Origin of the sequence: Thiocapsa roseopersicina (assembly GCF_900106925.1) — a bacterium.
Lineage (GTDB): Bacteria > Pseudomonadota > Gammaproteobacteria > Chromatiales > Chromatiaceae > Thiocapsa > Thiocapsa roseopersicina.
Genome location: NZ_FNNZ01000008.1, coordinates 111,571 through 132,414 on the forward strand (window position 1 = coordinate 111,571; position 20,844 = coordinate 132,414).

The 20,844-nt window shown below is 65.3% G+C and carries 21 protein-coding genes; 13 read left to right on the plus strand and 8 right to left on the minus strand.

The window, feature by feature from the left end:
- Nucleotides 1–144: 144 nt before the first annotated feature.
- The 6 genes from BLV04_RS10420 to BLV04_RS10445 all read right to left on the minus strand — a co-directional run bounded on the left by BLV04_RS10420 (nucleotide 145) and on the right by BLV04_RS10445 (nucleotide 7,430).
- The gene (locus tag BLV04_RS10420; protein WP_093031095.1) at nucleotides 145–1,767 is read right to left on the minus strand and encodes a hydrogenase large subunit; all 1,623 of its coding nucleotides are present in this window, start codon (nucleotides 1,765–1,767) and stop codon (nucleotides 145–147) included.
- Nucleotides 1,764–3,260 carry a hydrogenase 4 subunit F gene (locus tag BLV04_RS10425; protein WP_093031098.1) on the minus strand — a complete coding sequence of 499 codons (1,497 nt, stop codon included), beginning with the start codon at nucleotides 3,258–3,260 and terminating at the stop codon, nucleotides 1,764–1,766. Before BLV04_RS10425 ends, BLV04_RS10420 begins: the two co-directional genes overlap by 4 nt.
- Entirely contained in the window at nucleotides 3,257–3,955 is a 699-nt protein-coding gene (locus BLV04_RS10430) for a formate hydrogenlyase (RefSeq protein ID WP_093031102.1), read from the minus strand. Before BLV04_RS10430 ends, BLV04_RS10425 begins: the two co-directional genes overlap by 4 nt.
- On the minus strand, nucleotides 3,952–4,917 hold the full coding sequence (locus BLV04_RS10435) for a respiratory chain complex I subunit 1 family protein (RefSeq protein ID WP_093031105.1): 966 nt from the start codon (nucleotides 4,915–4,917) through the stop codon (nucleotides 3,952–3,954). Before BLV04_RS10435 ends, BLV04_RS10430 begins: the two co-directional genes overlap by 4 nt.
- Nucleotides 4,918–5,136: 219 nt before the next feature.
- Nucleotides 5,137–7,152, minus strand: coding sequence for a hydrogenase 4 subunit B (gene hyfB, locus BLV04_RS10440; RefSeq protein WP_093031108.1), 2,016 nt, complete (start codon nucleotides 7,150–7,152; stop codon nucleotides 5,137–5,139).
- A complete protein-coding gene (locus BLV04_RS10445; protein WP_093031111.1) occupies nucleotides 7,149–7,430 on the minus strand; it encodes a helix-turn-helix domain-containing protein in 282 nt (93 codons plus the stop codon). Before BLV04_RS10445 ends, hyfB begins: the two co-directional genes overlap by 4 nt.
- A 398-nt stretch (nucleotides 7,431–7,828) precedes the next feature.
- On the opposite strand from BLV04_RS10445, the gene BLV04_RS10450 reads away from it, so the two are divergent.
- The 6 genes from BLV04_RS10450 (at nucleotide 7,829) to BLV04_RS10475 (ending at nucleotide 12,107) form a co-directional block, all read left to right on the plus strand.
- On the plus strand, nucleotides 7,829–8,164 hold the full coding sequence (locus BLV04_RS10450) for a YebG family protein (RefSeq protein WP_093031113.1): 336 nt from the start codon (nucleotides 7,829–7,831) through the stop codon (nucleotides 8,162–8,164).
- A 270-nt stretch (nucleotides 8,165–8,434) separates the two neighbouring features.
- On the plus strand, nucleotides 8,435–9,004 hold the full coding sequence (locus BLV04_RS10455) for a Tll0287-like domain-containing protein (RefSeq protein WP_093031115.1): 570 nt from the start codon (nucleotides 8,435–8,437) through the stop codon (nucleotides 9,002–9,004).
- 84 nt (nucleotides 9,005–9,088) lie between these two features.
- Entirely contained in the window at nucleotides 9,089–9,679 is a 591-nt protein-coding gene (locus tag BLV04_RS10460; RefSeq protein WP_093031118.1) for a hypothetical protein, read from the plus strand.
- 22 nt (nucleotides 9,680–9,701) lie between these two features.
- Complete coding sequence (locus BLV04_RS10465; protein ID WP_093031121.1) at nucleotides 9,702–10,895, plus strand: protoporphyrinogen/coproporphyrinogen oxidase; 1,194 nt, start codon at nucleotides 9,702–9,704, stop codon at nucleotides 10,893–10,895.
- Between the two features lie 31 nt (nucleotides 10,896–10,926).
- Nucleotides 10,927–11,406 carry a CreA family protein gene (locus BLV04_RS10470; RefSeq protein WP_093031124.1) on the plus strand — a complete coding sequence of 160 codons (480 nt, stop codon included), beginning with the start codon at nucleotides 10,927–10,929 and terminating at the stop codon, nucleotides 11,404–11,406.
- Nucleotides 11,407–11,504: 98 nt separating this feature from the next.
- Entirely contained in the window at nucleotides 11,505–12,107 is a 603-nt protein-coding gene (locus tag BLV04_RS10475; RefSeq protein WP_093031127.1) for a 2OG-Fe(II) oxygenase family protein, read from the plus strand.
- 45 nt (nucleotides 12,108–12,152) lie between these two features.
- Here the strand turns inward: BLV04_RS10475 and dksA are convergent, their stop codons facing one another.
- Nucleotides 12,153–12,578: an RNA polymerase-binding protein DksA gene (gene dksA, locus BLV04_RS10480; RefSeq protein ID WP_093031130.1), complete on the minus strand. Its 426-nt coding sequence runs from the start codon at nucleotides 12,576–12,578 to the stop codon at nucleotides 12,153–12,155.
- 563 nt (nucleotides 12,579–13,141) lie between these two features.
- On the opposite strand from dksA, the gene BLV04_RS10485 reads away from it, so the two are divergent.
- From BLV04_RS10485 to BLV04_RS10500, 4 genes are all read left to right on the plus strand, one after another.
- The gene (locus BLV04_RS10485) at nucleotides 13,142–14,668 is read left to right on the plus strand and encodes a TonB-dependent receptor (protein WP_093031391.1); all 1,527 of its coding nucleotides are present in this window, start codon (nucleotides 13,142–13,144) and stop codon (nucleotides 14,666–14,668) included.
- Nucleotides 14,669–14,824: 156 nt separating this feature from the next.
- On the plus strand, nucleotides 14,825–15,730 hold the full coding sequence (locus tag BLV04_RS10490; RefSeq protein WP_093031133.1) for a metal ABC transporter substrate-binding protein: 906 nt from the start codon (nucleotides 14,825–14,827) through the stop codon (nucleotides 15,728–15,730).
- Nucleotides 15,727–16,326 carry an ATP-binding cassette domain-containing protein gene (locus BLV04_RS10495; RefSeq protein WP_093031136.1) on the plus strand — a complete coding sequence of 200 codons (600 nt, stop codon included), beginning with the start codon at nucleotides 15,727–15,729 and terminating at the stop codon, nucleotides 16,324–16,326. Before BLV04_RS10490 ends, BLV04_RS10495 begins: the two co-directional genes overlap by 4 nt.
- Nucleotides 16,323–17,153: a metal ABC transporter permease gene (locus BLV04_RS10500; protein ID WP_093031139.1), complete on the plus strand. Its 831-nt coding sequence runs from the start codon at nucleotides 16,323–16,325 to the stop codon at nucleotides 17,151–17,153. The genes BLV04_RS10495 and BLV04_RS10500 overlap by 4 nt, the downstream gene beginning before the upstream one ends.
- A gap of 186 nt (nucleotides 17,154–17,339) precedes the next feature.
- Here BLV04_RS10500 and BLV04_RS10505 read toward each other — a convergent pair whose 3' ends face one another.
- Nucleotides 17,340–17,906 (minus strand): NUDIX hydrolase, encoded by a 567-nt coding sequence (locus BLV04_RS10505; RefSeq protein WP_093031142.1) that lies wholly within the window; start codon nucleotides 17,904–17,906, stop codon nucleotides 17,340–17,342.
- A gap of 295 nt (nucleotides 17,907–18,201) precedes the next feature.
- Here BLV04_RS10505 and putP point away from each other — a divergent pair, with 295 nt between their 5' ends.
- The 3 genes from putP to phoB all read left to right on the plus strand — a co-directional run bounded on the left by putP (nucleotide 18,202) and on the right by phoB (nucleotide 20,840).
- The gene (putP, locus tag BLV04_RS10510) at nucleotides 18,202–19,704 is read left to right on the plus strand and encodes a sodium/proline symporter PutP (RefSeq protein ID WP_093031145.1); all 1,503 of its coding nucleotides are present in this window, start codon (nucleotides 18,202–18,204) and stop codon (nucleotides 19,702–19,704) included.
- Complete coding sequence (locus BLV04_RS10515) at nucleotides 19,701–19,898, plus strand: hypothetical protein (protein ID WP_093031148.1); 198 nt, start codon at nucleotides 19,701–19,703, stop codon at nucleotides 19,896–19,898. Before putP ends, BLV04_RS10515 begins: the two co-directional genes overlap by 4 nt.
- Before the next feature lie 255 nt (nucleotides 19,899–20,153).
- Complete coding sequence (phoB, locus tag BLV04_RS10520; RefSeq protein WP_093031151.1) at nucleotides 20,154–20,840, plus strand: phosphate regulon transcriptional regulator PhoB; 687 nt, start codon at nucleotides 20,154–20,156, stop codon at nucleotides 20,838–20,840.
- The last annotated feature ends 4 nt before the right edge of the window (nucleotides 20,841–20,844 follow it).

The window sequence follows — 20,844 nt, forward strand, 5'->3', positions numbered from 1 at the left end:
CGAAGATACCCACGAACCCTCTGCCTGACGCGGTTCAGAAAAAAGCATTCAATATCCTGAACCGCGCCCGCTCCGGCTTCCGTTGATGGCCGCGAGGTCGAACCGAGCGACCAACCGCGCATATGGTTACGGGGCGCGGTTCAGCTAGAGATCCACCCCCGCATACGAACCGTTGACCGATTTGTTGCACACCGGAAAGTCGGGAACGATGTTGCCGTGGATCAGGCGCTCCAAGGCCGGCCAGGTGAACCAGCTCGGGTCGCGCGGGAAATAGCGGGCGATCCGGCCCTCCTCGGCGAAGCGCACGAAGCAGAGGATCTCGCCGCGCCAGCCTTCGATCAGGCCCAGGCCCATGGCGCCCTCCTCCGGACGCGGGAAGGGTACGGCGATCTCGCCCTCCGGCAGGGCATCCAGCAGGCGATCGAGCATCCAGAGACTGGCGCGGACCTCTTTCATGCGCACCCGCACACGGGCGGCTACGTCGCCTGCCGTCTCTTCCGGGACCTCGACCCTCACCTGATCGTACGGCGCATAGGGACTGTCGCGGCGGACATCGAAGTCGAGCCCGCTGGCCTTGCCGACATAACCGGTGCAGCCGAGTGCGCGCGCATCGGCTTGCGCGAGGATGCCGGTACCGATCAGCCGGTCGTCAAGCGACGGATGGTCGTCGATGACGTCGAACAGGGGCTCGATGGTCTTGTGCAGGGCCGCATGGTCCAGACGCAGCTCGCGGAAGCCCGTCTCGGAGAGGCCGTAGGCGACGCCGCCCGGGACCAGCGTGTCCATCATCAGGCGATGACCGAAGAGTGCGGCGCTGCGGCGCTGCCACTGCTCGCGCAACCGGGCGCATTGGACGTGGGCGAAGGCGAATCCGACATCGTTGCAGATGGCACCGATGTCGCCGAGATGATTGGCGATGCGCTCGCGCTCGGCCAGGAGTGCGCGCAGGCTCGTTGCGCGCGGCGGCGGCGCGCAGCCGGCGGCCCGCTCCATTGCCTGAGCGGCGGCCCAGGCATAGGCGACGGTCGAGTCGCCGGAGACGCGCCCGGCGAGTCGTATGAGGCCCTGCGGATCACGGCCCACGGCGATCTTCTCGATCCCCCGATGGACATAGCCGAGCCGCTCCTCGAGACGCAGGACGTCCTCGCCCGCGGCCTGGAAGCGGAAGTGTCCGGGCTCGATGATGCCGGCATGGACGGGTCCGACCGGGATCTCGTAGACGCCGCTGCCCTGGATGCGGGTGAAGGGGTAGTCGACATCGGCCGGGGTGCGCCCCGCGCTGCGCCCTTCGATCGGGAAATCCGCACGCAGGGGATAGTCGTCGGCCGACCAGGCTTGGTGGCGGGTCCAACGACGCTCGTCCGGGTGCCGGAGAAAGCGCACGCCGGTCAGGTCTTGAGCGTGGCGTTCCAGACGATCGACACCCGGGTAGGCCGGAGTGTGCGAGCCCAGAACCGGACGCGCCTGTGACACCAGGGTTTGCAGGATCAGATAGTCGCCGCCCTGTTCCAGGCACGCCTGCACGCGAATCGCCGGACCCTCGATCTCGGTATCGCTCTCCATTGGGCCAGGCCCGAGCGGATCGGCCCAGACGCCGGCGTGCCTCAGCCCCATCGCTGCGGCGATCCTCCCGGCCGGCCCCCAGTCCTCGGCGTCGAGCTCGAGCCGATGAGCCGGGGCCAGGGCGCGGTTATCGCCGTGTCGGGCGATCAGATGATCGTCTTCGAGACGGGCCAGATACTCGGACAACCAGTCGAAGCGGCTCATAGCAGGCTGCTCCCCGTGATGAGTTGCGTCGCCCGGTTAAGCCATTGCGCGAGGAAGCCCGGGATCGCAAGTCCCAACCAGAGAACCAGACCCAGATGGACGGCGACCGGGATCAGGTTGGCCTGGACGGGCTGTTGGCCCTCGGGCGGGGTGCCGTAAACCATCGGGTGCAGATGCCGGAAGAGCCCGGCGAAGGCGATGGCAAGACCGGTCACCAGCGGGAGCGTCAGCCAGGGCTGCGCCTGCATCGTGGCGGTGAGCAGCAGAAACTCGCTGGTGAAGACCCCGAACGGCGGAAAGCCGGCGATAGCGGCCACGCCGATCAGCAGCGACCAGCCGACCGCCGGCTGGGTGCGGATGAGCCCGCGGATCTTCTCGATCCCCTGACTACCGGCGATATGCGCGGCATGACCGACGGTGACGAAGATGGCCGATTTGGTCAGCGAATGCACCAGCATGTGCAGCAGCGCGCCGAAGGTGGCGAGCGGGCCACCGAGCCCGAAGGCAAAGGTCATCAGCCCCATGTGCTCGATGGAGGAGTAGCTGAACAGGCGCTTGATGTCGCGCTGACGGTGCAGGAAGAGCCCGGCAACCGTGAAGGAGACCAGCCCGAAGCCCATCAGCAAGGCTCCCGCCAGGTGCGGCGAGGCGGTCGCCGCCAGCGAGCCGTCCACCAGCATCTTGAAACGCACCAAGGCATAGAGGGCGACGTTCAGCAGCAACCCGGAGAGCACGGCGGACATGGGTGTCGGCCCCTCGGAGTGGGCGTCGGGCAGCCACTGGTGCATCGGCACCAGGCCGACCTTGGTGCCGTAGCCGACCAGCAGGAAGACGAAGGCGATACGCATGACGGTGGGGTCGAGCGCGGCTGCATGAGTGTAGAGGCTGCTCCAGATCAGACCGGCGCCGGGCTCGGCGAGCGTACCGAAATCGACATGCTGGGCGGCGAAATAGGTCAGCACGGTGCCGAACAGGGCGAGCGCGATGCCGACACCGCAGAGGATGAAATATTTCCAGGCCGCCTCGATCGCCTCGGGTGTGCGGTAGAGCGAGACGAGCAGCACGGTGGCCAGGGTCGCGCCCTCGACCGCAACCCAGAGGACACCCAGATTGTCGGTGGTGAGCGCCGTCAGCATGGTCAGCATGAAGGTCTGATACATGCTGTGATAGACGCGCATGCCGCCGAGGTAGACACGACCCTCGGCACGGACATGGCGCATATAGGGCCGCGAGAAGATCGACGTGGTCAGGCCGACGAAGGCGGTCAAGGCAACCAGATAGACGTTGAAGGCGTCGACCCGAAAACCGATGCCGATCAGTCGGCCGAAGACCTCGCCCTCCAGCGCCACCGTCCAGGCCAACCAGCCGGCCGCGGCCAGCGTGAGTGCGGAGACGGCGAGGTTCAGCCAGCCACCCACGGCAGGCGGGCGGACCATGGCCAGCAGGAGCGCACCCAGCAAAGGCGCAATCAGGGTGATCAGGAGTGCGGTCATGGCCGCTCCTCCCCGGCGATCTCCGGCGTCTCGCTCAGGCGGTTAAGCCGATCCACGTCCAGCGAATCGATGCTCTCGCGGATATGAAAAAAGAAGACCCCGAACAGGACCATCGCCACCAGGACGTCGAAGGCGACGCCCAGCTCGACGATCAAGGGCATGCCGCCGGTCGCCGAGACGGCGGCAAGGAAGAGCCCGTTCTCGATCGACATGAAACCCAGCACCTGGGCAACCGCCTGCTGGCGGACGACCATCATCAAAAAGCCGATCAGGACCACGGCGAGGCTGATGGCGAGAATGTTGCGCGTGAAGGCCAGCTCTTCGGCCACCAGCGGCAGGACCAGCCAGGAGCTGAAGATCACCAGGCCGACCGCAGCCATGATGGCCAGGGTCGGACGTTGGAGGGCCTCGGTGTGACGCTCCAGCTCCAGCCCGCGGACCTGTCGGTGGAGCATCGCCGGGATCACCAGCGCCTTGAGGATCAGCGTCAACCCGGCCGAGAAATACAGATGATGGACCTCGCCGCTCAGGGCCACGACCGCGGTGACCGCGGCGACCAGGGCGCCCTGCCAGGCGAAGGCATGGATCGCCGAGACCAGCCGACTCTGCGCCAGCAGGACAAACGAGAGAAAAAGCACCAGGGCGGCCAGCAGGACGACCAACTGTTGCAGCAGCGGCAACGCCGGGAGGTTCATGCTCCGACCTCCAGGATGACGTGACTCAAGAGCCCGAGCAGCGACAAAAGCAAAGCGAGATTGAGAAAAGCCGGGACACGGAACAGGCGCATCTTGGCCAAGACCGTCTCGGCCACCGCCAAGGCAGCCCCGAGCAGCGCCAGCTTTAGCAGGATGGCACCAAAGCCGATCGCCAGCGACACGGGGGTCGGATCCGTCGCGATCCCCCAGGGAAAGAAGATGTTGGCGACCAGCACACCGTAAAGCAGGAGCTTGATCTGAGCGGCCAACTCCATCAGAGCCAGATGCCGACCCGAGTATTCGAGCACCATGGCCTCGTGGACCATGGTCAGCTCCAGGTGGGTCGTCGGATTGTCGACCGGGATGCGGCCGGTCTCGGCGAGCGCCACCAGCGTCAGCCCGGCAAAAGCGAAGAGATAGGAGGGGCGCAGGACGAAGGCATCGCCCAGATGATGCGCGATGACGCTGCCCAGATTGGTGCTGTGGGCGGTCATGGCCAGGGTGAAGACCGCCATCAGCATCGCCGGCTCGGCCAGGGCGGAGATCATCATCTCGCGCGAGGCGCCCATGCCGCCGAAGGCCGTCCCCACGTCCATGCCGGCAAGGGCCAAAAAGACCCGTGCCAGCGCCAACAGCCCGACCAGGACGATGATGTCGGCGACCACCGCGGTCGGCAGATCGATGGTCAGAAGCGGCACCGTCGCCGCCGCCAGCCAGGTGGCGACGAACACCACGGAGGGTGCGGCGCGAAAGAGCGGCGAGGCGGTATGGGCAACCCGGGCCTCCTTGAAGAGCAGCTTGCGCAGCTCGCGATAGGGTTGGAAGACCGAGGCCCCGCGCCGGTTCTGCAGGCGGGCCTTGACCTTGCGGACCCAGCCCACCAGGAGCGGGGCAAGCGCCGGAAACAGGAGCGCCTGCAAGAGTGCGAGCAGCCAGGCGGATGGGGTGAGGATGTCGGCCATCGGATTCAGCGCTTCATCATTAAACCGCGCCCGGTGCGGTATGCGTCGTTTGTTGGAGTGGCTTGGCCGCTCCAGCTTCGACGACTGTCGGAGCTGGCGCGGTTTAAAGTATTCAAAAATATTCGATTTAAACCGCGTCTCACCGAGACCGAGGACATCTCCAGATCAAAACGCAACATGAAAACGACGCATGTCGCTCTGGACGCGGTTTAAGTCCGCTCACGCGGAGACGATCCACAGCAAGACCAGCAACGTCAGCAGGGTCCACCCGAGATAGGCGCGGACGTTGCCCGACTGCAGACGAACCACGCGTCGCGCCGCCGTCTCGACCAGACCTGCCAGTGGCAGATAGAGTGCGTCCCAGCTGCGGTCGCCGATCTTGATCTGATGGCGCATTCCGCCGTCGTCGCGCGGGACCTGCGCCTCCTCCACCCTGAACAGCAGCGCGAAGACCCGTCGAATCGGTTGGGCGAAGGCGGTTGCGGTGTACTGCATCCGCGCCGTCGGCGGTGCGAAGCCGCAGTCCCAGGCATCGCAGCGGCGCACCCGGCGCAAGCCGACACGACGCAGTCCCCAGACCACGAAAACGGCGATGGCGATGAGCAGCAAAGTCACCAGAGGCGCGCTGTAGCTGGCCGTTTCGAACGCATCGGGCACCAGCCAGAGCCAGCCTCGGCTACCCGCGTCGGGTAGCCCGCCGCCGAGGAGCTGACGCGGGACGGCGTCGATCAGACCGATGACCAGGGTCGGAAACAGACCCAGCAGAACACAGAGTACGGCCAACAGACCCTGTCCGGCACGGATCCCCCAAGGGCCGGGCCGGGCGCGGCGCACATGCCGACTGCGCGCCTGACCGAGAAAAGCGATGCCGTAAACCTTCACGAAGGTCGCCGCCACCAGTGCGCCGGTGAGCGCCAGCACGGCGGTCGCGATCGGGATGAGGCTGCGCATGACGCCGCTGTCGAGCTGCCAGGCCTGCAGGGCGGCCTGAAAGGTCAGCCATTCGGAGACGAAGCCGTTGAAGGGCGGCAGCGCCGCGATCGACAGGCAGCCGATCAGGAAGAAGAGCCCCGTCCAAGGCATGCGCCGCAGCAGACCGCCCATCTGCTCCAGGTCCCGCTCGTGGGTGCTATGCAGGATGGAACCGGCGCCCAGGAAGAGCAGACCCTTGAAGAGTGCGTGATTCAGCGCGTGATAGAGCGCCGCGACGAAGGCGAGCGCACCCGGCAACGGATGGCCGGTGTCGATGAAGATCAGCGCCAAGCCCAGCGCGATGAAGACGATGCCCAGATTCTCGACGGATGAATAGGCCAGCAGACGCTTCAGATCGGTCTGCATCAGGGCAAAGAGCGCGCCCGTGAGCGCCGAGAGGCTGCCGATCGCCAGCACCGCCATACCCCAGGTCCACTGGACATCGCCGATCAGATCGAAGACCAGGCGGATGAAGCCGTAGACCGCCACCTTGAGCATGACGCCGGACATCAGGGCCGAGATGTAAGACGGCGCGGACGGATGGGCCTCGGGCAGCCAAGCATGCAGCGGCACCAGACCGGCCTTCATGCCGAAGCCAATGAAGACCAACCCGAACGCCACGCTGGCCCAAACCGACGACAGCTCGGCGGCCCGCATGGACGCAAAGGCGAAGCCGTCGCCGAAGGATGCCAGCACCCCGAACCCCAACAGGATGCTCAGGCCTCCCACATGGGCCATCAGGAGATAGAGAAAGGCCGCGCGTCGGTTGGCCGCCTGCTCATGCTGAAAGGCGACCAAGAAGTAGGACGCCAGCGACATGACCTCCCAGGCGATCATGAAGAGAAAGGCGTCGTCGGCCAGAACAACCAAGAGCATCCCGGCCAGGAAGAGCCCGGTGAAGCCGCCGAGCGCGACCAGCGAATCCCGGCCCTGCTCCAGACCGCGCACGTAGGCCGGCCCGTAGAGTCCGATCGCGCTAGTCACCAGACCGATCAGGAGCAGGAAGAACCCGGCGAGTGCATCGATACGCACATGCCAGGGCAGCCAAGGCAGGCCCAAGGGCAAGGTCGCGGTCGCCGCGCCGCCCGACAACAAGGCGCCCAGTCCTGCCAGGATCGCAGCCACACCGCAGAGTCCGGTCAGCGGCATCGCCGCGAAGCGCACCACCTTGGGGAATCGCGCCGCCAGCAGCGAGACGGCGGCCGACCCGAGGGCGAGCGCCACCGCGATTCCGGCGATGGCCAAGGCGGTCTCGATCCTCATGGCGTCGCGTCGGGCCCGTTCGCCTCGGAGTCGGTCCGCTTGAGCCGGACACCGCGCCCGCCGCCCGCGCTGACCTGAGCATCGCCGATCAGCTCGATGCCGGCCCGATCGAGGGCCTCGATCAGCTTCATGACCGAATCCAGGTTGCCGCGGACTTGACCGTCACTGGCCTCCATCCGTTGAATGGTCGGCACGGACAGCCCGGCAGCCTCGGCCAAACGTCTTTGGTCGAGCCCCAGCAGGGCGCGCGCGGCACGGATCTGAGCGGCAGTGACCATGTCTCAGACATCACTAGTTATGTTTAGGTGATGATTTTATGGCGCGGAGAAATCATTTGGCAAGGTGTCATCTAAACCGCGTTCCAGAGCGAGATGCAAATTTTCGAGTGGTTTCGACGTTTGGTATATCCGCGGCTCTTAGCGGGGACGCGGTTTAAAATGATTTATTTTTTAATATCTTAAACCGCGCCGGCTCCAGCGGTCGTCAAGTCTGCCGGGGCCGATCCCATCCAAAAACATCGCATACCGCGCCGGGCGCGGTTTAATGTTTCGAGCGGTTCGGCGCCCGGCCCCTCGCGCCGACGGTCTCGCGTGCATGGCTGTCTTTTTAGACAGTATACTGTCCGCTCGAGCCCTCGCGCGGGGCATTACCACAGCCGACCCTGGAGCCCAAGACCGTGATCGAGATCGAATACGTCGTCAGAGACCAGAAGGGAGCCGAACGCTTGCGTACGACCGACAAAAAGACCGCCGACGCCTATGATAAAGCACTCGAAAGCGCGGAGCGTCTCGCCGATCTCCTGCGCCACGACAAGATCCTGCCTGATTTGCCCGAGAGCGATCTCGAGGAGCTGACTATCTATCTCGCGCGCAATGCCAAGACGGTCGAGCGCATCCTCAAGGGCAAGTCGGCCGAGATCGAGACCACCGAAACCGAGAAGGGCGACAGCGAGACGGACGCGGAGCTACCCGAGGCGACGTCCAAGGTCGCACCTCTGCGGGCCGCGAGCTGAGCCCCACGCCGATCCCGAGAGGCTCGCTCGGGCGAGGACGCGCGATAACCGGCGTGTGCGATGCGCCGAAAAATCAATGCGTGCCGAGGCGATCCCGTATAGCGTTTCGCCGAACGGCTGGGCGCAGGGAACTCTCGACGGTCGATCCGTCAAAGACGGCGAGCCTCGCGCCGGGATCGCGGCGATGCAACTCGCCCGGTCGCTCGGAACCCGTTCGTCCTGCTCGCCCCGACACTCTGTCCCCAATCCATCGACTCGGAGACCTTGCCCATGAAGCTCATCGCACGCTTGGCCGCAGCTTCCGCCATCCTCGCCGCCACCACGCTCAGCGCCGAGACACCGCCGAATCCGAATGCTGCGGAGGCCAAGGCCATCGTAAAGGAGTTCGCCACGACCCTGCAGGGCGAGCTGCAGGCCGCCATCAAGGATGGCGGGCCGACCAATGCCATCGCGGTCTGCCAAGAGCGCGCACCCGCCATCGCGGCCGACCTCTCGGAGAGCTCCGGTTGGCAGGTCGGTCGAACTAGTCTCAAGACCCGCAATAGCGACAACGCGCCGGATGCCTGGGAGCAGAAGATCCTCGCGGACTTCGACGCCCGTCGCGCCGCCGGGGAAGACGTGCAACCCATGGCCTATGCCGAGGCCGTCGAGACCGCCGACGGCAAGACCTTTCGCTTCATGAAGGCGATCCCGACCGGCGAGGTCTGCCTCGCCTGCCATGGCAGCGACATCACGCCGGAGGTCGCGGCAGCGATCGATGAGCGCTATCCTGACGACATGGCACGCGGCTACAGCCTCGGCGACGTCCGAGGTGCATTCAGCCTGTCTAAGCCGCTCTGACCTTACTTCGCCGGGCGCCCTGCCCGGGCGATCGCCCGAGCATCGCTCCGGGGTCTGCCCCGATCCACCAACGTGACATCAGCCATGGCAGAGGAACGGTTCGATCTCAGCTACAAGGGCGATCTTGTGCCCGGAGCCGATCCGGCGCGGGCGCGCGAGCGCCTGACGGCGCTCTTCAAGCTCAGCGAGGCTGGTGCCGAGCGCCTCTTCACCGGTCGGCCGGTGATCGTCAAGCGCAACGCGGATGCCGCGACCGCGGCACGCTTCACCGAGGTCTTCGAGCAAGCCGGCGCCCTCCTGACGGTGACGCCGCTGGACACGCTTCTGGACACAGATGCGCTATCGCCGACATCCGGCAACACGACCGATGCCGCATCCGCTGCGCACCGCAACCCACCCTCGCCGCCGGAATCATCCGACGACAGCGGCATCGACACCCCGCCCCTGGCGCTGGCCACCACCCAAGACGACTTTCTCGAACCCACACGTACGGTTAACATAGCGGCCTTCGACACGGGCGAGCTGAGCCTCGTCTCGGGCCAGGACTGGAGCCTGGCTGACTGCGAGCCGCCGCCCACGCCGATCCCGATTCCCGACATCGACTATCTCTCGCTCGCCGAGATGGAGCCGCCGACCGAGCGTCCTCGGAGCGAGATTAAAGCGCCGCCCGACTGACGCATCAACCTATGAGCAGAGTATGAGCACGGACTTGGACCATATCGTCATCGGCGCCGGCATCAGCGGCTTGGGTGCCGCCCATTTCGCCGCTCGCCGCGGTCGCCGGACGCTTGTGCTGGAGTCCTCCGAGCGTGTCGGGGGCTGCATCAACAGCCAGACCTTTCCGGAGCTCGGCGGCTTCTGGACCGAGGCCGGCGGTCACACCTGCTTCAACAGCTACGGCAATCTTCTGTCGATCCTGGACGATCTCGGATTGACCCGACACGTTCAGCCCAAGGGGAAGGTCGGCTATCTTCTCTGGAAAGGCGGGCAGCGCGGCTCGATCCTCTCGGCGCTGCACCTCTGGGAGGCAATGCGCTCGATCCCGAAGATCTTCTCCGCCCCCAAGGAAGGACGCAGCGTCTCCGCCTATTACGGCGACGTGCTCGGACAACGCAACTACCGTGACCTGCTGCGTCACGCCTTTCAGGCCGTGATCTGCCAACCGGCCGACGACTACCCCGCCGAGGCCCTGTTTCGTCGCAAACCGCGCCGCAAGGACGTCATCAAGGCGTTCACCTTCTCGACCGGACTCTCCGCCATCCCGGCGGCGATCGCCGCGCAGAAGGGGCTCGAGGTCCGCACCGGACAACAGATCTCCGCCATCGAGCGCAACGGCGACGGCTTTCGCGTCACGACCGGCGGGGAGACTTTGAGCTGCGGCTCGCTCACCCTCGCCGTTCCGCCCGATGTCGCCACCGCGCTGATGCCGGCCGGATTCGACGCCGCACGTGCCGCAATCACCGATATCGGCGTGGCCGAGATCGAGACTCTGGTCTTGGCCTTCCGCACCTCGGACCTGGGGCTCAAACCCATTGCGGGTCTGATCGCGGTGGACGAAGCCTTCTACTCGGCCGTCTCGCGCGACTTCCTTGCCGACCCGAGCTACCGCGGATTCGCCTTCCACTTCCGACCCGGCGTGCTGAGCGAGCAGGCCCAGATCGAGCGAGCCTGTCTCGCGCTGGGCACCACGCCGCGCCACATCGCGGCGCAGGCGCGGGTCCGCAATCGCTTGCCTGCCCTGCGCACGGGCCATACCGCGCGGGTACGACGGCTCGACGAGACCCTTGCCGGGACGCGGCTCGCCGTCACCGGAAACTGGTTCCTCGGCGTCTCCATCGAGGACGCCCTGACACGCAGCCGCAGCGAGTCCGATCGACTCTTCGCGGCATAAGGCAGATCGTCGCTCGGATCGAGATCGCACCATGAAAAGACGCATCGCGCTCGGCCTGGTCTCGTTTCTCCTGATCGGCACGGCCGCCGCCGAGATCATCGGCAGTGTCGCCACCAAGTTCAAATGGATGGGTCCGAACGACAAGATCCTCGTCGAGGTCTTCGATGACGAGGCGATCCCGGGCGTGGCCTGTTATCTGAGTCGCGCCAAGACGGGCGGCGTGTCGGGTGCGGTCGGCGTCGCGGAGGACACCTCCGATGCGGCGATCCATTGCGTGCAGGTCGGTCCCATCACGCTGACCGACGACATTCGCGACGGCAAACAGGACGGCGACGAGGTCTTCAAGAAGCGCACCTCGCTACTATTCAAGAGCCTCCAGGTCGTGCGCTTCTACGATGCGCCCCGACAGACCTTGGTCTACTTGAGCTACAGCGACAGGGTCATCGAAGGCTCGCCCAAGAACAGCATTACCGCCGTACCGATTCTGCCATGGGGCGGCCCCGAGCCATGAGCTAAACGCTCGGTCTATTTTCCGTACCCGGTAAATATCGGCTCGCCGCACAGCACACTCGACCCGATCTCGAAGGAACGAAGGGGGAAGACAGCTCGATGAAAAAACCCATCGCAGATGCGCAGGGGACCACGAAAAGGATCGCACTCTGCGGCAGCGAATCCGCTCCCGCAAGGCCGAGCCGAGTCGGCTGGTCCAATGCCGACATCCATCGATGCGGCCTTGCCGACGCCGAGCGGATCAACACGGCCATCGCGGCCGCCGTGAGCGGGATGCGAGAGGATGATTTCGAGCGTCGCACCCATTTTATCGGCGGTCGGTTCGAGAATCTTTACATCGAGCGTACACGCATCCCGGCCGTTCTACCGGTCCTGGATCAGGCACTCGCCTGTGCCGGCTTGGTCCTCGGGCGCGCGCCGGGGACGCTGCGCTGCGGATTTTGGCTGAATCTCACGGGGCCGGGCCAAAGCACCTCCGAGCACACCCACGACGAGCACGACGAGATGCTCTCCGGCGTCTACTACGTCGCGATCCCGCCGGACTCGGGCGATTTGATCCTCTACGACGGGCCATCGACGATTCACATCGAGCCCTGTGCCGGGACCTTCATCTTTTTCCCGCCGCACCTCCCCCATGCCGTCGAGACCAATCGCAGTGCGTTGCCGCGTCTGTCGATCGGCATCAATATCGGCCCGCGCTGAAGATCGACCGGCCAGCACCGCCCTCGCCCGGGACCGGAGCCGGCCTCACATGGCACCGCTCAACTGCTGGCGCTCCTTGATCTCGCGCCGCTCCTGCGCCTCGACCGAGAGGGTCGCGACCGGACGTGCTTCCAGGCGTGCCAGACCGATCGGCTCGCCGGTCTCCTCGCAGTAGCCGTAGCTTCCGTCCTCGATACGCACCAACGCCTCGTCGATCTTGTGGACCAGCTTGCGACAACGGTCGCGGGTCCTTAGCTCAAGTGCTTGATCCGCCTCGCGGGTGGCGCGATCCACATCGTCGCCGACCTCGTGATGGGCACTGTCGCGTAAGCCGTCGAGCGTTCCTTGAGCCTCCTCCAGAAGCGCCTCGCGCCAGGCGAGCAGCTTGGTGCGAAAGTAGGCCAGCTGGCGCTCGCTCATGTACTCCTCATCGGGACCGGGAGAATAGTCGGACCCTGGATCCTCAGCCATAGGACACCCCCTCACCTTGACGCAGATCGAATATGTAATAACATAACACGCCTTCGGCAACCTCCTTGAGTAGGCTAACCCGAACGCACTGTCGGCACCCGGACCATGCAACGCATCGGTCCCAACGCAACGCCGTGTTTGCGACCGAACGGCCGCAGATCTCGCCGGTGCCGCCCGAGGCGTGCATCGCGCGTCGTCCACGGCCTCAGCCGGTTAGACCGCCGGCAATCCAAGTGACCTCCGCTGAGCATCGCGTATTCGGGTGGCCTTCGGCAAGTCTATCGGAGGCAAGCCGGTCCGGGTCGCCGGTCCGGCCACCCAAAGCGCAAGCGGTCCACCGGGATGGTCGAGCCAAAACCGCCCTTGCGCAGCGTTGCGGCTGAATCGGCCTCCGCCTATGCACCGGAGCATGACGTTCCTGCAATCCCAAAGAGCTCGCGTTACTTATGAAATGTTATAACATAAATTCAGGGGGTACGCTGACGGATGGGCTTGCGATCCGGCACCGGCTCACGCGAGGATCCGAGCTACAGATCGCCATCGCATTGGCCTTGCTGACACCGATGACCGCGTTCCCCGCCACGGACAACGAGATCGCGGAGCTCCGGGCGATGGTGGATCAGATGAAATCCCAGTACGAGCGCCGGATCCAGGATCTCGAGTCCCGCCTCGCGAAGGCCGAGCGTGACGCGACCAAGGCCGCAACGCGCTCGGATGCGGATGAGGTACCCTTGGAGCAAGCCGACCGGATCGCCTCGACCGAGTCGCAGCCGATGACGGCACCGCCTGTCATGCCTCCCGCGAGCCCGGAGTCGGGCAAGACCGGTCTCGGTGCACTGAGCTCGGGCAATGCATTCAACCCGCAGATCTCGGTCTTCCTCGACGGCAATTATTACCACGACGGAATCGACGGCGAGGGCGCCACGCTCGTCGGGCTTGCCTATCAACCGTCGCGCGGTGCAGACCAGGTTCACGACCACGAGGAGGACGGAGACCATGCGCACGGCCTCACCGAGAATGGCTTCAACTTCCGCGAGGCCGAGATCGCCTTCTCCGCCACTGTCGACCCCTACTTCGATGGCTCCCTGTTCCTCGCGATCGACGGGGACGGTACCGTCGAGCTGGAAGAGGGCTATTTTCAGACGCGCAGCCTCCCGGCCGGCTTGCGCGTAAAAGGCGGCAAGTTCCTCAGCGATTTCGGCTACATCAACCGGCAGCATCCCCATCAGTGGGACTTCGTCGATCAAAACCTGCCTTACCTCAATCTGCTCGGCCCGCACGGGCTTCAGGACACCGGGCTTCAACTGACCTGGCTCCCGAAGCTGCCCTTCTATACCCTGCTCGGCGTCGAAGGCCTGCAAGGCAACCAGGAGATATTCGGCGCAACCTTGGGCGACGACGACCGGGCGGCGCTGGAGCTCGGCGACACCGACGACGGCCCGCGACTCTGGACCGCCTTCGCCAAGGTCGCGCCCGACATCGGGATCAATCATGCGCTTCAGCTCGGGCTGTCCTATGCGAACAACAACCAGCATCAAGAGGTGCAAGAGCACACCCATGCTCACGGCGACGACGACGCGCAGGACGACGATTACGAAATCGAGATCCACCGCAGCGGTCTCGCCGGCGACGCACGACTGTGGGGTGTCGACCTCGTCTACAAGTACGACGGCGGCGGCGCCCACGGACACAAGAGCTTCAAGTTTCAGAGCGAGTACCTTCGCTCGATCAAGGATATGACGATCACCTCGAGCGTCCATCCGGAGATCATCGGCTCACGCCGCACATTCACCACGGACGGGCTCTATGCCCAGGCGATCTACGGATTCGCCCCGAAATGGACGGCCGGCCTCCGTTACGATGTGCTCGGGATGACCAACGAGATCAGCGACGGAGGCAAGGATGCGGGCTTCGGCTCGTCGGATCGTTGGACATTCGATGTCACCTGGAACCTCTCGGAGTTCTCCCGACTGCGCGCCCAGTATGCGCACAACGACATCCTGGTGGCTCCCGGCGAGCGCGAGCGGTTCGACGCCTTCTATCTTCAGTTCCTGGTGAGTATGGGCTCGCATGGGGCGCACGCCTTCTGAAATCGCGTCCCGTGCGACGTGCAGCGGGTTGACTCGGGATCGGGCCACCCATGTGTCCGCGATCCTGGAGTCGCCGCGATTTCAGGATGGATCGGTCTTGATTGGGATCGGGTCGAGGTGGTCGCTTTGTTTAACGCGGTTGACGCGAGAGTCGTGATGGTCAAAGGTTTTGTTGTTTCCGTTCTCGCGGGGATGCTCGGGGGTCTGCTGACCTTCGGGGCAGCGCAGGCCGCCGAGCTCAATGTCGTGGCGACCAACTCGAGTATGGGCGCATTGGCTCGCACGGTCGGTGCCGGGCGCGTGCAGGTCACGATGCTGGCCTCGCCGGATCGCGATCTACACATGCTCCAAGCCAAGCCGACCATGATTCGTGCGCTACGCGATGCGGATCTGGTCGTCGCCGTGGGCGCGGAGCTCGAGGTCGGCTGGCTGCCGGTGGCGATCGGCAGCGCCGCCAACCCGCGGATCCTGCCCGGCCAGCCGGGCTATTTCGAGGCCGCTGCCCAGGTGGATCTGCTGGAGGGCGGTTCGCCGGCAGACCGTACGCTCGGCGATGTCCATCCGGTCGGCAACCCGCACGTGAACATGGATCCCGTGCGGATGGCGATCGTCGCATCCGCAATGAGCGAGCGCATGGCACAGCTCGATCCTGCGGGCGGCGAGACCTATCGGGCCAACGCGCGGTCCTTCGCCGCCGCGGTCGAGCAACGCATGGACGCTTGGCAAGCCCGGCTGGCGGGTGCGCCGGGCGTGGTCCTCTATCATCGGGATGCGCTCTACCTGCTCGATCGCTTCGGGGTTCAGCTGCTGGGCACCATCGAGGAGATCCCGGGCGTACCGCCGACAGCCCAGCAGATCAAGACCCTGTCCGAGAAGCTTCGGGATCGATCCGGCGTAATCGTCTATGCCCCTTATGCGTCTGCGCAGGCACCCGAACGCCTCGCCAAGAGCCTGGGATGGGAAGCCCGCCGTCTCTCGCTCGACCCACCGATGGGTGCCGACGGAAGCGGCTATCTCGACCACATCGACCTCTGGGTGCAGACGTTGGCTCCGGCTCGTTGAGCACGCCGCTGCTGCGTGTCGAGGGTCTCGTCGCCGGCTATGGCCGGCCGGTGGTCGGGCCCCTCTCGCTCGACGTCTTCCCCGGCGAGGTCGTCGGTCTTTGGGGTGCGAACGGGTGCGGCAAGTCCACGCTGCTCAACGCCATTGCCGACCGCGCGGACCTGCTCGCCGGACGGATCCTGCGGATGCCCGGTCTGGTCATCGCCTATCAGGCGCAGCAGCCGATCCGCCTGCCGAGCATGCCGGTGACGGGACGCGAGCTGCTGCGCTTTACCGGCACATCCCTGCAGGAGATGCCCGCCGCCCTCCAAGCGGTTTCGAGACAGCGCATCGACCGCCTGAGCGGCGGTCAATATCAGCTTCTGTGCGTCTGGGCCGCCATCGCCGGTCGGGCCGACCTGATCCTGCTCGACGAGCCCACCAACAATCTCGACCCGGAGCGGGAGGCCCTGTTGACCGAGATGCTGACCCCGAGCCGGCTCGCCCGTCGCGACACGAGCGGCGCGCGACTGCTCCCGGACCGGGGCGTGCTGCTCGTCAGCCACGAGCGGCGATTTCTCGAGGATGCCTGCTCGCGGATGATCGAGATCGCATGAGCGCGCTCGATCTCGTTCTGGATCCCTTATTTCGGCTGCCGCTGATCACCGGAATGGCCATCGCGCTGGTCTTGCCGCCGATCGGGGCCTTGCTCCTGCTTCGCGATGAATGGCTGGCCGCACTCGGACTGGCGCATCTGGCCGCCGCGAGTGCACTGCTCGGACTCGCGCTCGGGCTGCCGGCGGTGCTCGGTGCGCCGCTCGGTGCGCTGGCCGGCGGCGCGGTCAAATCATTCACCGGCGCACGCGGCAATCTCGCCTACGGGTTCATGATCCTGTTCGGGTGGTCGGCGCTCTTTCTGATCGCGGCCAACACCAGTCTCGGCGCGACACTCGGGCATGCGCTCGTCGACGGTCAGCTCTATTTCGCGGGGGCACTGGAGTTGATTGCCGCACTCGCGCTCGCCGGGCTCGCCGCAGCCGCCCTGCCCCGGCTGATACCTCTGCTGATGCGCGCCCGTTTCTTTCCACACGACGAGACTGCGAACCGCCTGCCGGCGCACCGCTGGCACCTGAGCTTCGACCTCTTGACCGCGCTGGCGATGGCGATCGGCACCGCGACCGTCGGCCTGATGGGTGCCTTCGCACTCGTCTTGGTGCCGGCCTGGATCGCCTTTCGAATTGCCCCCGGCTGGACCTGGACGCTGGTGCTCTGTGGTCTGATCGGTGCCGGCGGCTATCTTCTGGCCTACCTCGCGGCACTGACGCTGGATCAGCCCTTCGGTCCGGTGCTGGTCGCGGCGCTGATCACGCTGGCCGCGACGGTCGAGGCGGGGCGAGGTCTGATCGGGATCACTCGCGCCCGCCTGCGGCGAAAGCAGCGCTAAACCGCGCCCAGCGCGGTATGCGATGTTTTTGGATGGGATCGGCTCCGGCAGTTTTGACAACCGCTGGAGACGCCACGGCTTAAGACTTTAAAAAACATGTCATTTTAAACCGTGTCCCCGCTAAGGGCCGTGGATGTACCAAACGTCGAACTCACGCAAAAGTTAGCAACTCGCTCTGGACGCGGTTTAACAGCCGGCGTCCTCGGAGAGCATTTCGAGGGCACCCTTGATCATGCCGTGTGCGCGATAGAGACCGATGAGCGTCTTGGCGTCCGTGATCTCGCCGTCGTTGCACCAATCGAGCGCTTGGGCCAGAGGCAGCCAATGGATCTCGATCAGCTCGTCCTGCTCATGGACGTGGGGCTGGCGAGTCAGCCCGCGGGCCATCCAGAGATGAATCACCTCGGTGAAGACCCCCGGCGAGCTGTGCATCGGCCCGAGATCGGTCCAATCCTCGGCGAGCAGACCCGCCTCTTCCGCCAATTCTCGGGTCGCGGTCTCGATCGGCGTCTCGCCCGGGTCGATCTTTCCGGCCGGAAGCTCCCAGAGCCAGCCGTCCGCCGCATGTCGAAACTGACGCAGCAGACAGACGCGGTCCTGCTCGTCCAAGGCGACCGTTGCAGCCCCGCCGGGGTGGCGGATGATCTCGAGCTGCACCTCGTGCCCGGAGGGCATAGCGACAGTCTCGAGGGCGACGTCGATCACCCGCCCTTGAAAAACTGGCTCACGTTTCAGGATCCGTGCTTCGGTCATGGGAGATTCCTCGATCTAAACCGCATCCAGAGCGAGATGCTCATTTTCGAGCGAGCTCGACGTTTTGTGCATCCATGACGCTTGGCGGGACGCAGTTTAAAAAATATATTTTTTAATAAGTTAAACCGCGCCAACTCCAACGCCCGTCAAGTCTGCCGGGGCCGATCCCATCCAAAAACATCGCATACCGCGTTGGGCGCGGTTTAGTCGTTTTGGAAACGGCCGCCGGCAAACCCTAAACTAACGATCCGAGACCGATCCGACAAGGCGAATCGGCCAGCTGCAGGGACCCCGCATGTCGAGCCAGAATCCGCTCCTCCTCGCATTCACCTTCACCGTCTATTTCGCGGCGGTCTGGATGATCGGTTGGTATGCCTATCGGCGCACCCGGGATCTGTCCGATTTCATCCTCGGCGGCCGGCGACTCGGCAGCGGGGTCGCCGCATTGAGCGCCAGCGCCTCGGACATGAGCGGCTGGCTGCTGCTCGGCCTCCCCGGATTCGCCTACGCCGCCGGCGTAGAGTCGATCTGGCTCGCCGGCGGCCTCTTGCTCGGCACCTGGGCGAATTGGCGCCTCGTCGCGGCCCGCCTGCGTGTCTTCAGCATGGCGTACGGCAACGCCCTGACCCTGCCGGAGTATTTCGCCAACCGATTCGAAGACCGGGCCGGATGGCTGCGCGGCATCGCCGCCTTCTTCATCCTGCTGTTTTTTCTGCTCTACACCAGCGCCGGCTTGGTAGCCGGGGGCAAGCTCTTCCAATCCGTATTCGGGCTGCCTTACCTCTGGGCGGTGGCGATCGGCGTCCTGTCCATCATGGTCTACACCGCGGTCGGCGGATTTCTGGCGGTCTCCTGGACCGACGTCCTGCAGGGGATGCTGATGGCGGTGGCCCTGGTCGCCGTGCCTTGGGTGGCCCTGTCGCAGATCGGAGATACCGGGTTGGCGCTCGAGGTGATCGAGGCCGCGAACCCGAACCTCCTGGATCCCTTCACCCGCGCCGACGGCAGCGCATTGGGCTTCATCGGTATCGTCTCCCTGGCGGCCTGGGGCCTGGGTTATTTCGGTCAGCCGCACATCCTCGCCCGATTTCAGGCCATCGCCTCGCCGCAAAAGGTTCCGCTGGCCCGTTGGATCGCCGTCACCTGGGTCGCGGTCACGCTCGCGGGCGCCACCTTGACCGGTCTTGCAGGCATCCTGATCATCGAGCAGCCGCTCGCGGCCGAGGCGCGCGAGACCGTCTTCATCCTGCTCGTGGATCTGCTGTTTCATCCGTTGATCGCGGGTTTTCTCCTGGCCGCCATCCTTGCCGCGATCATGAGTACCGCCGACTCCCAGCTGTTGGTGTCCTCGTCTACCTTCACCGAAGACCTCTATCGAACCCTGCTCCGGCGCAAGGCCGGGACGCGCGAGCTGGTCGCCGTCGGGCGGATCACGGTCGTCGCGATCTCGGCCGCTGCCTTTTGGCTGGCGCTGGATCCGGATGCCATGGTGCTCGATCTGGTCGCCTACGCCTGGGCCGGATTCGGTGCGGCCTTCGGTCCGGCACTGGTCCTGTCGTTGTATTGGCCGCGCATGACCGGGCTCGGTGCGCTCGCCGGTATCCTGGTCGGCGGCTTGACGGTCTTGGGATGGCGGCAGCTCCAAGGCGGACTCTTCGACCTGTACGAGATCGTGCCGGGCATCCTCTTCGCAACGATTGCGATCGTTTTGGTCAGTCGCGCGGACAAGAGCAAACACGAGGGACTCGCTGCGCGCTTCGCCAAGGTCGAGGCCGAGCTGAAGGTACCGCCGGCATGAGCGAGCGGCCCGAGACACCGAGCGCCGGCCCGCCCATGCGCGAGTGGAACGATCTCGGCACCGAGGAGCAGACCGCGCTCTTGATCGAGTATGGCTATCATCTGGAGCAGCTTCCCCCGACCTGCGATCTCCGCACCAAGGTCGAGCGTCTCCGTGAGTGGCTGCAGGGCCGCGGGATCCGCTACAGGGGGTGAGGCTGTGGGCAAGCGTCGATGGGCAGGACGAGGGCCGACAAAGACAGCTGCCGTCATAGCGCCGTCATCAAACCTCAATAGAATGCGCGTCAGTCGACTTGCCTCAACAGGCGAGGCCACGTAAACCTCGGCGAACCCGCGCTGCGAATGCGAGGTCATCACCTGAACCGCGTCGACGGCAACGGTGGGAAGCCCCTGCCGGGCCGAGGCTCTTTCGAAACATCACGGATCACTGCTGAAGCGGTTCAGAACACCATGACCACTATTCTTGTCGTCGACGATGAACCGGATATTCGCGAGGTCATGCGTTTCGCGCTCGAAAACGCCGAATATCGCGTGATCGAGGCCGCCCATGCGGACGAAGCGCGCAAGCTCCTGACCAATGAGAGCCCGGACCTCATCCTGCTCGACTGGATGCTGCCCGGACGCTCGGGTCTCGAGCTGGCGCAGCAGCTCAAACAGAGTCCCAAGAGCCGCGCCGTACCCATCATCATGGTCAGCGCCCGCGGCGAGGAAGAGGACCGGATCAAGGGTCTCGACACCGGGGCCGACGACTACATCGCCAAGCCCTTCTCGCCGCGCGAGATGGTCGCTCGCGTGAAGGCGGTCCTGCGGCGCGCGAAGACCGACGAGCCCGCGGACGAGATCGACGTCGGGGGTCTGCGCATCGACAACATCAGTCATCGCGTCACTGCCGAGGGGCGCCCGGTCGACATCGCCCCGACCGAATATCGCCTCCTGCATTTCTTCATGACCCACGCCGATCGTGCCTTCAGCCGCTCGCAGCTGCTCGATCAGGTCTGGGGCGATCAGGTCTATGTGGAGGAACGCACGGTCGACGTGCATGTGCGCCGCCTGCGCAAGGCGCTCGAGACCTCCGGCCACGACCGACTGCTTCAGACCGTGCGCGGTGTGGGCTATCGCTTCTCGGACAAGACCTGACGCG

What these genes read in the sequence shown, in the direction of transcription:
- BLV04_RS10420 (WP_093031095.1), bottom strand. Translation starts at nt 1,767, where the DNA reads ATGAGCCGCTTCGACTGGTTGTCCGAGTATCTGGCCCGTCTCGAAGAC.
- BLV04_RS10425 (WP_093031098.1), bottom strand. Translation starts at nt 3,260, where the DNA reads ATGACCGCACTCCTGATCACCCTGATTGCGCCTTTGCTGGGTGCGCTC.
- BLV04_RS10430 (WP_093031102.1), bottom strand. Translation starts at nt 3,955, where the DNA reads ATGAACCTCCCGGCGTTGCCGCTGCTGCAACAGTTGGTCGTCCTGCTG.
- BLV04_RS10435 (WP_093031105.1), bottom strand. Translation starts at nt 4,917, where the DNA reads ATGGCCGACATCCTCACCCCATCCGCCTGGCTGCTCGCACTCTTGCAG.
- hyfB (WP_093031108.1), bottom strand. Translation starts at nt 7,152, where the DNA reads ATGAGGATCGAGACCGCCTTGGCCATCGCCGGAATCGCGGTGGCGCTC.
- BLV04_RS10445 (WP_093031111.1), bottom strand. Translation starts at nt 7,430, where the DNA reads ATGGTCACTGCCGCTCAGATCCGTGCCGCGCGCGCCCTGCTGGGGCTC.
- BLV04_RS10455 (WP_093031115.1), top strand. Translation starts at nt 8,435, where the DNA reads ATGAAGCTCATCGCACGCTTGGCCGCAGCTTCCGCCATCCTCGCCGCC.
- BLV04_RS10460 (WP_093031118.1), top strand. Translation starts at nt 9,089, where the DNA reads ATGGCAGAGGAACGGTTCGATCTCAGCTACAAGGGCGATCTTGTGCCC.
- BLV04_RS10465 (WP_093031121.1), top strand. Translation starts at nt 9,702, where the DNA reads ATGAGCACGGACTTGGACCATATCGTCATCGGCGCCGGCATCAGCGGC.
- BLV04_RS10470 (WP_093031124.1), top strand. Translation starts at nt 10,927, where the DNA reads ATGAAAAGACGCATCGCGCTCGGCCTGGTCTCGTTTCTCCTGATCGGC.
- BLV04_RS10475 (WP_093031127.1), top strand. Translation starts at nt 11,505, where the DNA reads ATGAAAAAACCCATCGCAGATGCGCAGGGGACCACGAAAAGGATCGCA.
- dksA (WP_093031130.1), bottom strand. Translation starts at nt 12,578, where the DNA reads ATGGCTGAGGATCCAGGGTCCGACTATTCTCCCGGTCCCGATGAGGAG.
- BLV04_RS10485 (WP_093031391.1), top strand. Translation starts at nt 13,142, where the DNA reads ATGACCGCGTTCCCCGCCACGGACAACGAGATCGCGGAGCTCCGGGCG.
- BLV04_RS10490 (WP_093031133.1), top strand. Translation starts at nt 14,825, where the DNA reads ATGGTCAAAGGTTTTGTTGTTTCCGTTCTCGCGGGGATGCTCGGGGGT.
- BLV04_RS10500 (WP_093031139.1), top strand. Translation starts at nt 16,323, where the DNA reads ATGAGCGCGCTCGATCTCGTTCTGGATCCCTTATTTCGGCTGCCGCTG.
- BLV04_RS10505 (WP_093031142.1), bottom strand. Translation starts at nt 17,906, where the DNA reads ATGACCGAAGCACGGATCCTGAAACGTGAGCCAGTTTTTCAAGGGCGG.
- putP (WP_093031145.1), top strand. Translation starts at nt 18,202, where the DNA reads ATGTCGAGCCAGAATCCGCTCCTCCTCGCATTCACCTTCACCGTCTAT.
- BLV04_RS10515 (WP_093031148.1), top strand. Translation starts at nt 19,701, where the DNA reads ATGAGCGAGCGGCCCGAGACACCGAGCGCCGGCCCGCCCATGCGCGAG.
- phoB (WP_093031151.1), top strand. Translation starts at nt 20,154, where the DNA reads ATGACCACTATTCTTGTCGTCGACGATGAACCGGATATTCGCGAGGTC.